Below are 13,573 nucleotides of genomic sequence, written 5' to 3' on the forward strand. Positions count from 1 at the left end.
CACTTTTTTTGCACAATGTAATCCTCCACTCGTTATTCATTGCTCACAACATGACTTTTCTTTAGTAATCGACGTATCAATAAAACGGCTGATAATATACATAATGTAATTAGTATTCCCAACTTCACTATATCGAAGGGAATCGTTTGTTCTTCTTGTATTTGGGTCGATAGTTTTTCCGGTTCACTTGCTACTTGCGTTACGATCTTGGCTGGTTCTTCTTTCACATCATCCACCGTACGATCAAATTCTAATTGCACTTCAGGAAGGAGAGGTGGTAACTCGTCCTGGTTCTGTTTTTTCTCTTCCGATATCTTCTCTACCTTCTGTTCTTTTTCGGTCGTGGTTTGTTTAGCTGGAGTAGTGGGTTTTTTAGGCTGCTCAGTTCGCTTAGTCAAGGAAGAAACTGCTTTATTGGCTGAAGGTACTTTGCTTAAATACTTCGCGATCTGTTGTGGATTGAAAGCAATTTGCAAAAACTCTTCCTGTACATGTGAGTTCTCAGAGTCCTTCACCTGCATCCAAATACGAGTCCCCTCTTGGAAATCTTCTACTTCGAATTGCACAATGCGCGTCTTGTTTTGTGATACCACTTTTGGTTCCACTAAATCCCCTTGCTGCTCTACTTTGAAATCTTTGACCTTACTTGGTAGAAGAATCTCTAACTGTGCATAATATTTATTATCACGTGTAATGACATGCAGTTCTTGATTGACATAGTCGTTCATTGCCGACGGTTTGCCGTCTGATAACAACTGGTAATGTACGGTATCATCACTTGGTTGAATGGACTTTGCGGGTTGAACTTGCTTAAACGTTGGTAAGGACTGCTCCTGGATCAACACTTCATAAGAAAAGGATTGCTGTGCATGTTCTTTCGGCAAGCGATATGTGCCTGTAAGTTCAATCTTTTGTTGTACATCCTTTATATCAAATTGAACTAAGTTTTCTGTTCGATCCAATCGCGTGCTCGTTCTGTTCCCTTGCTGCACGGCAGTGATATGCGTTAAGATGTGATCTTTCTTCGCTGAAATGGATAACGTATAACGGTCTTCCTTAACCGTTAACGTAGCCTGCCTAGTAAATATAACAGCTGTCTCCTCGGCTTTATCTGTTAGAAAACTTAGTTCAACTTGATACACATCATTTGCTATTTCTTTCCTTTCGTTTGCGTTTACAGAATGAAAAGGAAGCCACGCAGAGATGAGTAGCAAAAGTAGAGGTAACAAAACCAGTCTTTTCATTTCAAACGTACACTCCTTTACACATCATGTAAAACGACAGGAACTTCCTTCCACTTTTGAACAAGCGAAAGGAAGTATCTGTATTCGTTCTTATTTATTCATGAATTCTAATGAACCATATAAAATTTTAGCCATTTGTGTACGTTGTAATGAACTGCCTGAGCTGATCAATACTTTACCGTTTGGCTGAGGAGCACCTGTCATAATTTTCTCTGCATACAACAATGCAAATGCTTGTTTTGCTTCAGGATCTGTAATGACTTTTCCATCTGCATAGAAAGGAAGAGTGGTATCACCTTTTTTGATTTCTTTACCTTCTGCAAATTGAATTGCACGGTATAGCATCAAAGCTCCTTGCTGACGAGTCAATGTATGGTTCGGATTGAACTTTTCATTCGTTTGTACAATACCTGCTTCTGCAAGAGCATTGATTGCGCTTAGGCGTTCTTGATCCGTGATTTTGTCTAAATCTTTAAATCCAACGTCCTTAGTGGATTCTAGGTTTAATGCACGTGCAACCATCAATGCGAACTGTGAACGTGTGATGTTATTACGTGGATTGAACTTGTCCGCACCTTTGACAATGCCTTGGCTATAAAGAGCAAGAATCGCTTCTTTGTTACCGTCTTTAGCGATGTCTTTGAACGGGTTTACAGTTGGTTTTACACCATCAAGACCGATTTGCACTTTGTGGTTTGAATCGTATTGGATAGGTCCTTCATTTACAATGACATGAAGATCTGCATTCACTAACTTTGTTAGATCTGCTACCTTAAATGTGTATGTGCGTACGCCTGTCGATTTGTCATCTGTTGCTATAGGAACTTCCTTACCAGCGATTTTGAAGCCGTGGATATAGCCACCTTTAGGGAATGTTACTGTTACTTCGTTGCCGTCCTTTACTTTCTTTACGGATGCAACTGGCGACATATAATCATTCATAATGGACTCTTCCGAAGTTCCATCTTTATATACTGTTACATTTACATTATTTACCACTTCCGCATCTGCTTTAGCCACTGTTGCTTTCAAGTCAAATGGATACCACTTGTCCATGTTGTGGGCAGGCACCACTACATGAATTTTGCTTGAATATACTTTATCCGCTTCTACCGGGAAAGTATAAGTAGTTGTGCCGTCAGCATTTTTAACTTCCGTTGCATCAGCAAACTCTTCTCCTTGTTTCGTTTGAAGACCTGCAATCATTGGAGCAGATTTAGCAGCAACTGTTACTTTCGCATATGACACTCCATCTTTTTCTACTAACGTCCCTTGTGGTACAAGGTGTCCGCTAATTGCCGGCTCAGGTGTCGTGGTTCCAGACTTGTATATATTCAAATCAATTACTTGAACCACTGCCACCGCCTGCGTCAAAACAGACGTTGCTTGGTTGCTTGTGCTAATCGGATTAGCCGATGCTGCTGTTGGAATAGCGATGGAAGCTGCCAGCAATGAAGCAAGCACTACTTTCGTCGCGCGAGATGATGTTTTTTTCGTCATAATTACTGTTCCCCCTGTTTTCTTCGGAATGTAGTTTTATACAATAAAAATGCAGAACCCGCCAATACGAAGATTACTAGGTATGGCGTTGTATCACTAGTTTGTGGATTCTTCACTGGTACTTGACTAGTTGGTTTCTTTGTCACCGTACTGGTACTAGTGTTCGTATTAGTACTAGGTGGTGTAGTAGGCGCAGGAGATTTTACTGCCGGTGGTGTCACGGCACTCTTGTCCTCGAACACCAAATCCACTGTATACTCATGGTGGTAATTGATATGCTCTACGTCCACTTTCATTGGGATCTTCACGGGCTTTGAAATATCACTTACGCTAAACTCTACAACACGTGTATCGGCCTTCAGGTCTTCATTGACTACTTCTGCTCCGCCTGCCGGCTCAAACTTCGTAATCCACGAACTGTTCTTCAGTGTAATCTGTACAACAGCAGAGCCATTCGTTACTGTCACGAGTGCTGGTTTTTGGAAATAGTCATTTGCAATAGATGCATTAGTGCTGTCCGGCTGATTAACTTGATAATTTAATTGCTGGGTACCGTCTGCTATTTTAGCGGATGCTTGCGGCAGACCTATTGTTAGCACGAAAAAACTTACAACTAAAAGATATAAAAATGCTTTTTTCATTTGGAAATACTCCCTTCTCCCTTGTTTACTTTCATGCTACATAAACCCACCGATTGGTTTCCAGTCAATGGATACATTTCCACTTCTAAATTATCTCATAAATTGCCCCATACATGAATCATAGCAACTTACCATCTAGTAGATTATGACAAACATGTGACGTTTATAACACGCAAATGAGAACCGTTATCATTTAATATATCTTGTTTCATCAATAATGTCAATTGACTTTTGGAAAATTATTTCAATTTGAACTGTAGGCTTTTTTAGTAGTCACTAAATTTGAAGCCCGGCATAGTCTAGATAGATATGATTTATGGACGAAAGGGGTATTACGATGAATCTTCAGTCTTTTGGTGGTGTTGTCATGGTAATAAATGATTTTTATACGGGGCAAAATAATGATGCGGGTTGCTACCTATTGATGACAGTGGACAATGGCCAAGGTAATGTCGTCAACTTTGTAGTAGAGCCGACAACTTATTTCGTTCATCACGTAAAGGTTCGCGTAGGAGATCGCGTTACAGGATTTTATGATGCCGATGCTGCCACGCCTATGATTTATCCCCCTCAATTTAGAGCGATAGTTATGTCCAAAGATTCTAGGCATGAAAATGTCAAAGTCGACTACTTCAACCGTCGCCTGCAGAGTAGTGATGGAACGCTCCAGCTTAATCTGTCTCCACAAACTGAAATACTATTGACGAATGGCCAGTATTTCACAGGGAATATAACTGAGCGGAATTTGATAGTTTTATATGGTGCAACTACAAAAAGCATCCCACCGCAAACTACACCGCATAAAATTATTGTCATGTGTTCATGACTTTCGCACTTATAAAACAGAGACACGCTATTTGAAGCGTGTCTCTGTTTTATATGCAAAAGAACCGTTGTGACGTCTTGTAGATTTCTCTATACGCCTCATCAACAGTTACGTCTTTAATTTTGGCTATACTGCGAACACTTTCATGTAGCATGGCGGGATGTGTTAAATTTCCTTTAAAAGAATGTTCAAACGGCCACGGTCCATCCGTCTCTACCATTAACTGAGTTAACGGAACTTGTTTAACTATTTGTTGAATCTTTTCTCGATACGTAACTTCCGGGGTCACAGAAATCATATAACCGTTTGAAACAATTCGCTGCAAGATTTGATCACCCCCTTTAAACCAGTGAAAGTGTGCTTTCGAGATGGAATACTGCTCCAACATATCACAGACCATTTCTGCATCTTCATACACGGCATGTAATACAATTGGCAAGTTATACTTTTCCGCCTTCTGAACAAAGCGTTCTAACACGTCTTTATACAGCCCTACATCTAAGCCAGGTTGCTCTTGCCTCGAGTAATGGGGTAATCCTACTTCTCCAATTGCCGTAAGTCCCTCTGCATGGTCATCGATCAATCGAAGAATAGCTGAAAGCTCACTTTCACTCGGTAGAGCTTGTTCGGGATGATAACCTATAGCAGGTTTGATTCGACTATCTTTTTTGGCAAATTCTATTTGCTTAACGGACGATATATAATCATTTGATACCGCCACTATTGCAGTCACATCATTCTCTTCTAATTCGTTCAAAATTTGAATCTGATCTTCCTCTTTATACATATCTACATGAATATGTGCGTCTATTATTTGTCGGCTCAAAAATGATCACTCGCTTCTCCTAATCTGCTATGTTTCACGTGAAACGTCTATCTGTAAATGAACTTATACTAGTATCTAAGCATCATACTACTCTCTCTTACGAAAAATGAAACAACATGACGGCCTTTTTTCATTTAGTAGTACGTAGTATTTTGTATTTTCCCTGTAATCGTGTTGGATTTATGTATTGCACGGGAAATAAACGAACTGTTTACATCAAAACGCAGCAGGCTTCATGGCCTACTGCGTTTTTCGATAATTAATGTGTAGTTGGTTCAGGGTAGTCGAAGCCTTTTGTATCTACTTCAACTGTCTTCATTTTCTGCTCTTCAAGAGGCTTGTCCATAGCATCTGTTTCACTAGCTACGATCGCATCCACTGTCTCCATGCCTTCCGTTACTTTACCGAAAGCCGCATACTCACCGTCAAGCGAAGTGTTATCGTCTGTCATGATAAAAAATTGAGAGCCCGCGGAGTTCGGGTCTTGCGTCCGTGCAGTCGAAATGACACCGCGCTCATGTTTCATATTATTTTCAAATCCGTTTGAAGAGAATTCACCATCAATAGCGTATCCCGGTCCACCTGAGCCATCACCCGAAGAATCTCCACCTTGAATCATAAAGCCTGGAATTACACGATGGAAAATCAAACCATCGTAATAGTCGTCTTCAATTAAAGAAATGAAGTTCGCTACCGTATTCGGTGCAACAGTCGGTTCTAATTCTAAGACAATCTGTTCATCGTTTTCCATCGTGATCGTCACGATAGGGTTCTCTTTCACGTCTGCCGAGTAATCTACCGCTGCTTCTTTAGGTTGTTCTGCAGACTCTTCTTTCGGTGTTTCCATTGATTTTTCTTCAGTCGCTTTTCCACATCCCACTAAAAGAATAGCCAACGCCATTACACTTAGTAGGAAATACCATGCTTTATTACGTTTGAACATATCTTTCCAACACTCCTTACCTTTTTATCCATCATTATATACAATTACTCTCCGGTCTCCTGATCGCGATAACGAAGAGCCAATCCTTTTAAGAAGTTACGTGCATATCGATCGCCACACGGTTTATAATTTCGATGGCCTTCTTTACGAAGAACAGCACTCAATTCGCTTTTAGAAATGGTTACTCCCGCATTTTCTAAAATATCGAGCATATCTTCACTTGTAAGAGATAATGCGATTTTAACTTTCTTCAGCAAAATATTATTGACATTTCGATGACCTTCCTCTGACATAAGGAATGGTTGCGGAGCGTTACTGGCATTCTCCGGCACCCCTCTTTTGGAGCTAATCAAGCCATTTAAGAATGACTCCAGCGTCATATTGTCAATTTCTTTTGCATATTCATTCATCTGCATTTCATCCGTGCTATCCTCATTCATTTTCGTCAGCATTTCTTTAACTTCTGCTCTGTTTGTCTTCAGTCCGCCTAACGCAAACATTTCTACAACTGCCGAATCTTTTAGATCCAGTGCATAGCGTAATCTGCTTAAAATATCATTGTTATTCATATCATCACCTGTACCCTCTCTAGCCTAAAGCTGTGCTTCTTAGTATAGCCTGATTCGTCATAATTTGTCTTCATTCAATCGATTGAAGTTGAATCTACCTCATTTTCAATCGTTTGCATAAACTGATCACCAAAATCACATATTGACGTAACGACTGGTTCTAATAATAAACCAACTTCACTTAATTGATACTCTACTTTTGGCGGCACAACGGGATAGACGTAGCGCGTAATGATTTTATCTTCTTCCAATTCACGTAATTGTCTAATCAACATACGTTGATTGGCATCAGGAAGTTTTTTCTGCATCTCACTTAATCTTAATGGTGACTCGTGTAGTAAGCACCAGATAATTGCGATTTTCCAACGTCCTCCTATGACAGACAAAGCTAAATCCTTGCTTGTGAAGTACTGTTTATCTTTATACTGAATAATCATATTTCCTCACTTCTTTCCATATTATTCATGGCCATAGTGACAAAAGAGTCAGTATTGCATGGTGAATTATAATATGTAATGATAGAAATGTAAACACAATAAAGCAAAAGAAAGAAGGGCTTCATTTGAAAAGTAGAGCAGCTGTAGCATTCAAACCTGGAGAACCACTTAAAATTGTAGAAATTGATGTAGAAGAGCCAAAAGCTCATGAGGTATTAGTCAAAATTCTTTACACTTCTGTCTGTCACACAGACGCATATACATTATCGGGCGATGACGCAGAAGGAGTATTTCCTGCCGTTTTAGGTCATGAAGGTGCTGGCGTCGTAGTTTCAGTAGGTGAAGGCGTCACTTCTGTTAAGCCTGGTGATCACGTAATTCCACTTTATACACCTGAATGTGGGAAATGTAAATTCTGTCTATCCGGTAAAACTAACCTATGTGGCGCAATTCGCGAAACACAAGGTAAAGGATTAATGCCTGACGGTACTACTCGCTTCTCTTATAATGGTGAACCTATCTATCACTACATGGGAACGAGCACATTCAGTGAATATACTGTCGTGTCTGAGATTTCCCTAGTTAAAGTAGAAGACCAAAACGTACCACTTGATAAAGTTTGTCTATTCGGTTGTGGCGTTACTACGGGTATTGGAGCTGTTCATAAGACAGCGAAAGTAGAAGAAGGTGCTGTCACCGCAGTCTTCGGTCTGGGAGCTATTGGTTTAGCCGTTATTCAAGGACTAAAGCAAGCAAAAGCGGGCCGTATTATCGCCATTGACATGAATGAAGATAAATTTGAATTAGCGAAGAAGATGGGCGCAACTGATTTCATCAACCCTTCTACATTCGATAAGCCAATTCAAGAAGTCATTGTAGACATGACAGATGGCGGAGTAGACTACAGCTTCGAATGTATCGGTAATGTTGAAGTCATGAAAGCTGCTCTTGAATGCTGCCATAAAGGTTGGGGCGAGAGTGTCATCATTGGCGTCGCAGCTGCCGGTAAAGAAATTCATACACGTCCATTCCAACTAGTTACAGGTCGCGTATGGCGCGGTTCTGCATTTGGCGGAGTAAAAGGTAGAACCGAATTACCTGGGATGATTGATGATTACATGGATGGTGAAATTGATTTAGATTCATTCATTACACACCAACTAAACTTCACAGATATCAACGAAGCATTTGATTTACTGCATAAAGGTGAATCTATTCGTACAATACTAACATATGGAGAGTGAGATCATGAATGTAGAACGCATTGAGCAAAGACGATCTTTTGGTGGGGAACAGAACAAGTATAACCATTACTCAGAAGTCCTCAAATGTGATATGACATTTAGTATCTTCTTACCGTCAAATAAAGAACAAAAAGAAGTACCGCTTATTTGGTTTCTATCGGGATTAACCTGTACGGATGATAACTTCAGTCAAAAAAGTGGTTTCCAAAGCTTGGCTGAAAAACATCAAGCAGCAGTGATTATTCCCGATACATCACCACGTGGAGAAGATGTAGCGAACGATGAGGCATTTGACCTTGGACAAGGTGCGAGCTTTTATCTAAACGCAACTGAAGAACCATGGGCAACGCATTATCAAATGTATTCGTATATTACGCAGGAGCTTAGTGAAATTGCGGCTTCTCTAGTACCTAATTTCTCAGGTAACGAAAGTATTATGGGGCACTCGATGGGTGGTTATGGTGCATTGATGATCGGAATGAAGAATGCCAATCGTTTCAAAGCGATTTCCGCGTTTTCACCGATTTCAAGTCCGAGTGATGTTCCTTGGGGAATCAAAGCATTTACGACGTACTTGGGCGAAGACAAAGCAGCATGGAAAGAGTGGGACACTGCTGAGCTAGTAAAGGAAGCAGGTATTCCACCCATCCTCATTACGCAAGGCACTGCAGATGGTTTTTACCCAGAGCAGTTGAATGAGAAGCCGTTCCTTGAGAATGCGAAGCAGCATAATCAAGCGGTGGAATATAACAAAGTAGACGGCTATGACCATAGCTATTTCTTCATCTCTTCTTTCTTAGAGGAACACTTTGATTTTCATATGCAGAACTTAGAATCACTTAAGTGAATATAGATAGTTGAAATAGGATACTGCATGGAATTTCCGTTCCTATAGGCATGGCTTGGGCCATACCTATAGGAATGCGTCTCCCTGCAGCACCTTTCAACAATGCATATCTCTACTTTTTTACCTACATTCCAAATGTCCACATTGCTTATAATGTGGATGTTTTTGTTTTTTAGGGTATATGAACTAAAATAGAAGGAACGAATTGATTTTTTACATAGGAGGGACAGTTACGATGGATCTAAAGAAAATGTTAGCCGATGAACGTGTAAAGCCATATGTTCTGAAAGCTCGGTATGGTATTGAAAAAGAAGGCCAACGCGTGGATCTTGCGGGAAATTTAGCGACGACAGATCATCCTGCAAGCATTGGAATGGCAGATGAACACCCGTATATTCAGCGCGACTTCTCGGAAACACAAATGGAATTGATAACACCTGTCCTGAACACACGGGACGAATTATTTGATTATCTGTCGGCTATCCATGATGTGGCATACCGCTCCATGGGCAAAGGGGAAATGTTATGGCCGTTAAGTATGCCGCCTGCACTTCCAGAAAAAGAGGAAGATATCGTAATTGCAAAATTGGAGAACTTTGAGAACGTTCTCTATCGACGCTCTTTATCTACTTCATACGGTCGTCGGAAACAAATGATATGCGGGATCCATTTTAACTTTGAATTTGGTGATGAATTGCTCAAGAAACTGTTTGATTTACAGTCGGAGATCGATAACTATAAGCATTTCAAAACCAATATATACTTAAAGCTCACAAGGAATTACTTATACTATCGCTGGCTTGTGACGTACTTTTATGGTGCCTCCCCTACTAGTGACGAGAACTTCTACGGCTGTGATGATCAGCCTAATGAACCGGTTAGAAGTATACGGAGTAGCAGATTTGGCTATGTAAATCACGATGAGGTAAAAGTTTCATTCAGCTCAATAGAGAAATATATTGAAGATCTATCCTGTGTCGTAAATAAAGGGTTGCTTGTGGAAGAAAAGGAATTCTATACTGCGATGCGCTTACGCGGAAGCGAACGTGTAGAAGAATTTTTGACCGAGGGCGTTCGTTATGTAGAATTACGAAACATTGATTTGAACCCTTTTGAAACGAATGGAATCAGCTATGAACAAGCGGAATTCTTGCATATTTTCTCTCTGTATCTTCTGCAGAAAGATGAACATCCAGAGAGTGATGAGTATGGAAAAGTCGGGGATGCGCGGAATGATGTAGTTGCGCTTGAGCATCCATTGTCACGCACAGCGTTTGAAGCAGAGGCTTACGAGCTAGTTGACGGTATGGAAAAGTTGTCTAAGGATTTAGGCTTCCCTGTTTCTGACACGTTATTTAGCAATTTGAGAGCTATGCTAGAAGATCCTTCGAAGACTTTAGCTGGTAGGCTATATACGGAAAGTCAAAAGAGTAGTCAAAGTCAGGTAGCTATAGAAATTGCAAAAGAAACCTACGCTAATCTTTGGGAAAAACCGTATGAGTTAACAGGCTTTACGGATATGGAGTTATCTACGCAGATTCTCATGTTTGATGCATTTCAACAAGGCATCGAAGTAGAGATTTTAGATCGTCAAGATCAGTTCTTGAAGCTAAAACTACGTGACCATGTGGAGTTTGTCAAGAACGGTAACATGACGAGTAAAGATACGTATGTCTCTACTTTGATTATGGAAAATAAAACAGTAACGAAGAAAATTCTTCACCAAGAAGGCTATCGTGTGCCAGGCGGTGACGAGTTTAATACTATTGAAGATGCATTGCGTGCCTATGATATGTTTGCCAAGACACCTTTCGTTGTGAAGCCTAAAACAACGAACTACGGAATCGGTATTTCTATCTTTAAAGATGGGGCCAGTTATGAGGACTACGAGAAAGCAATCACACTCGCATTCGACGAAGACTCGTCTGTACTAGTAGAAGAGTTCCTCGATGGCACAGAGTACCGTTTCTTCGTATTACACGATAAAGTACTTGCCATCATGCTACGCGTGCCTGCAAACGTCACGGGAGATGGCATACACACGATTAAGGAACTCGTTGAAGAAAAGAATCGGGATCCACTTAGAGGTACAGACCACCGCACGCCATTAGAACTTATTCAACTGGGCGAGTTAGAGGTTCTTATGCTGAAAGGTCAAGGGTATCAACTGGATTCGATTCCTAAAGATGGGGAGATCGTCTACTTGCGGGAGAATTCCAATGTCAGTACTGGCGGAGATTCGATTGATGTAACCGATCAGATTTCCGATGATTATAAGAAGATTGCAGTAGATGCAGTAGCGGCTCTTGGAGCAAAAATTAGCGGGATCGATTTGATTATTGACGACCTTGATATGCCAGCAGCAAATCCAGACGCCTATGGCATCATTGAGGCAAACTTTAACCCATCGATGTATATGCATATTTACCCTTATAAAGGTGAAACACGTCGATTGACGACAGATATACTACATTATCTGTTCCCTGAGTTATCATAAGATCACATGTGTATATAAAATCCATAAAGAACAGGCCTATTCAGATAAACTGAATAGGCCTGTTCTTATTTTCGATATATGATTTATCAATTTTTCATAGAATTCAATTCATTTAGCACTAGTTACTAGGATTTCTACCTATTCTCTTTATATTCAGTGTATGATTAATACTATGAGACTACCACCTATAAGGAGAGAGGAAAATGAGATTCTTATTTAAAAAATGGCACTTGTTTTGTTTACTCGTAACTCTACTAATACTGGCCCCACTTTCCACGGTAAGTGCAGCGGCATTAACCGACGAAGCAACAGACATGCCGACTGACAAAGAATGGATCATCACGTTCAGTTTCCCCGTTATTGAGTCCAGTATTACGTCTAACTCTATTTATGTGATGAACAGTAAACAAGAGGAACAACCTGTTAAAATATCTGTAGAGGATGATGTCGTAATTGTTCAAGCACCTGAAGCAGGGTACGAAGCTGGTCAAACATATACTTTACATATTACGACAGATGCCTTGGGACAAGTCGGTAATGAAATTAAGACATTAAAAAAGCCCATTACAAAACCTTTCACAATTACGACGGAAGTCTATACTGTTGTCGATATTCGTGAAGATGGAACATATTCAGTTGCCTCAAGCCACTCTACTTTTGATAAAGCAAATGCCAGCTTACAAGAAGGTCAAGGTATCATGCTAAATGAACAATATGTCAAAATTCCATCTGGCTTTGTAGCAACCAATACTCAAACCGTCACGACTATTTACAAAGAGCCAATCTTTACAAAAATGTATGAATATACAGGTGTCGCTACTGATACAGAACTTACTTATTCAGACGCTACAGCAGACTACGTTAAGGTGAATTTAGGTGAACAAGACATGTACGTCCAACACGATGATGTCACACTCATTCCTACTGCTACAGCGAAAGGACAATCCTATTATCAAGCGAATCAACAAGGATTATGGCATTCCGTTTATCACCATCATAGTGGAAAATACGACGGGGCGTATGTAGTCGGTAAAAGACCTACGTTTCTAAACGAAGGTGTAAAGTATTATAGTGTCGACGGAGCAAACTTCACTACTGCAGACGGCGAAATTACAGGCGAAAGTCATGCCTACTTCCAATATCTATCCCCACGTGTTCCAACAAACTATAGCGCGGCAGAGTTAGATACGTATATCAACACTCAACTCGCTGCAAAAGAACTGACAGGTGGCAGATATACAAACGCTACAGTGAAAAGTCCATTAAAGGATCTGGGGGCTACATTAAAGTTTATTGAAAAAGAGTATCGTATTAACGCATTACTTATTTTATCACTCGCTATTCATGAAAGTGATTACGGCATGAGTTGTCACGCACAAAACTACAACAATCTATTTGGACTAACTGTTCCTGACAATGATGCGCACTGTTCAGAAGATGTCGATACCTCTTCGAAGAAATACTATGCATCTGTCATGGAGAATATCTCGGCACTAGTAAATCAATTAAATACAAATTACTTAGATCCCTTGAATATGCGGGAATATCGGTACAATGGCGTAGCACTCGGCAATAAATTGATCGGGATGAACGTACGCTATGCTTCAGACCCTCACTGGGGAGCAAAAGCAGCGGGTCATATGTATAGCATAGACCAAGAGCTTGGTAGCAAAGACTATCAAAAGCATGAGCTTGGCTTTACGGCAAGTTCAGACGTCAGCATTCGCACCGGACCCTTCATAGACCATAACCGTGCATACCAGTATAAACTGGATTGGACGATTAAACTTCTAGGTCAAATGCCGATTACTCTGTCTGCTACACCTTCAGAAACAAATGGTTGGTTACGTGTTATTTCTGAATTACCAAGAGACGGATCAGATTTATATACAATAACTCCAAATGTTCGCATAGTGACTACACATTAATAACTATGTAAGTGGATTTAAAAAACAGGCCTATCCAGTTTATCTGGATAGGCCTGTTCGGATTTTATCAA

12 protein-coding genes are annotated in these 13,573 nt (G+C 40.4%); 5 read left to right on the forward strand and 7 right to left on the reverse strand.

Annotated elements, in window-relative coordinates; genetic code table 11:
- Window positions 1-32: 32 nt before the first annotated feature.
- The 3 genes from CSV61_RS05970 to isdC form a co-directional block, all read right to left on the reverse strand.
- Window positions 33-1,244 (reverse strand): NEAT domain-containing protein, encoded by a 1,212-nt coding sequence (locus CSV61_RS05970; protein WP_099638445.1) that lies wholly within the window; start codon window positions 1,242-1,244, stop codon window positions 33-35.
- A 90-nt stretch (window positions 1,245-1,334) separates the two neighbouring features.
- Window positions 1,335-2,744, reverse strand: coding sequence for an NEAT domain-containing protein (locus CSV61_RS05975; RefSeq protein WP_099638446.1), 1,410 nt, complete (start codon window positions 2,742-2,744; stop codon window positions 1,335-1,337).
- Window positions 2,745-2,746: 2 nt separating this feature from the next.
- Window positions 2,747-3,385, reverse strand: coding sequence for a heme uptake protein IsdC (gene isdC / locus CSV61_RS05980; RefSeq protein WP_099638447.1), 639 nt, complete (start codon window positions 3,383-3,385; stop codon window positions 2,747-2,749).
- A 337-nt stretch (window positions 3,386-3,722) separates the two neighbouring features.
- Here isdC and CSV61_RS05985 point away from each other — a divergent pair, with 337 nt between their 5' ends.
- The gene (locus CSV61_RS05985) at window positions 3,723-4,211 is read left to right on the forward strand and encodes a hypothetical protein (protein ID WP_099638448.1); all 489 of its coding nucleotides are present in this window, start codon (window positions 3,723-3,725) and stop codon (window positions 4,209-4,211) included.
- A 49-nt stretch (window positions 4,212-4,260) separates the two neighbouring features.
- On the opposite strand, the gene CSV61_RS05990 is transcribed toward CSV61_RS05985, so the two are convergent.
- From CSV61_RS05990 to CSV61_RS06005, 4 genes are all read right to left on the reverse strand, one after another.
- The gene (locus CSV61_RS05990; protein ID WP_099638449.1) at window positions 4,261-5,037 is read right to left on the reverse strand and encodes a TatD family hydrolase; all 777 of its coding nucleotides are present in this window, start codon (window positions 5,035-5,037) and stop codon (window positions 4,261-4,263) included.
- A gap of 259 nt (window positions 5,038-5,296) precedes the next feature.
- Window positions 5,297-5,980: a peptidylprolyl isomerase gene (locus CSV61_RS05995; protein WP_099638450.1), complete on the reverse strand. Its 684-nt coding sequence runs from the start codon at window positions 5,978-5,980 to the stop codon at window positions 5,297-5,299.
- Window positions 5,981-6,024: 44 nt separating this feature from the next.
- A complete protein-coding gene (locus CSV61_RS06000; protein WP_099638451.1) occupies window positions 6,025-6,549 on the reverse strand; it encodes a YehS family protein in 525 nt (174 codons plus the stop codon).
- Between the two features lie 74 nt (window positions 6,550-6,623).
- Entirely contained in the window at window positions 6,624-6,986 is a 363-nt protein-coding gene (locus tag CSV61_RS06005) for a winged helix-turn-helix transcriptional regulator (RefSeq protein WP_083034434.1), read from the reverse strand.
- Between the two features lie 125 nt (window positions 6,987-7,111).
- Between CSV61_RS06005 and CSV61_RS06010 the strand changes: the two genes are divergently transcribed.
- From CSV61_RS06010 to CSV61_RS06025, 4 genes are all read left to right on the forward strand, one after another.
- Window positions 7,112-8,230, forward strand: coding sequence for an S-(hydroxymethyl)glutathione dehydrogenase/class III alcohol dehydrogenase (locus tag CSV61_RS06010; RefSeq protein WP_099638452.1), 1,119 nt, complete (start codon window positions 7,112-7,114; stop codon window positions 8,228-8,230).
- A gap of 4 nt (window positions 8,231-8,234) precedes the next feature.
- Window positions 8,235-9,077: an S-formylglutathione hydrolase gene (fghA, locus tag CSV61_RS06015; RefSeq protein WP_099638453.1), complete on the forward strand. Its 843-nt coding sequence runs from the start codon at window positions 8,235-8,237 to the stop codon at window positions 9,075-9,077.
- 235 nt (window positions 9,078-9,312) lie between these two features.
- Window positions 9,313-11,574, forward strand: coding sequence for a bifunctional glutamate--cysteine ligase GshA/glutathione synthetase GshB (gene gshAB, locus CSV61_RS06020; protein ID WP_099638454.1), 2,262 nt, complete (start codon window positions 9,313-9,315; stop codon window positions 11,572-11,574).
- A 203-nt stretch (window positions 11,575-11,777) separates the two neighbouring features.
- On the forward strand, window positions 11,778-13,502 hold the full coding sequence (locus CSV61_RS06025; protein WP_099638455.1) for a glucosaminidase domain-containing protein: 1,725 nt from the start codon (window positions 11,778-11,780) through the stop codon (window positions 13,500-13,502).
- Window positions 13,503-13,573 lie beyond the last annotated feature (71 nt).

The sequence above is a fragment of the Sporosarcina sp. P3 genome, assembly GCF_002743415.1.
GTDB lineage: Bacteria > Bacillota > Bacilli > Bacillales_A > Planococcaceae > Sporosarcina > Sporosarcina ureae_A.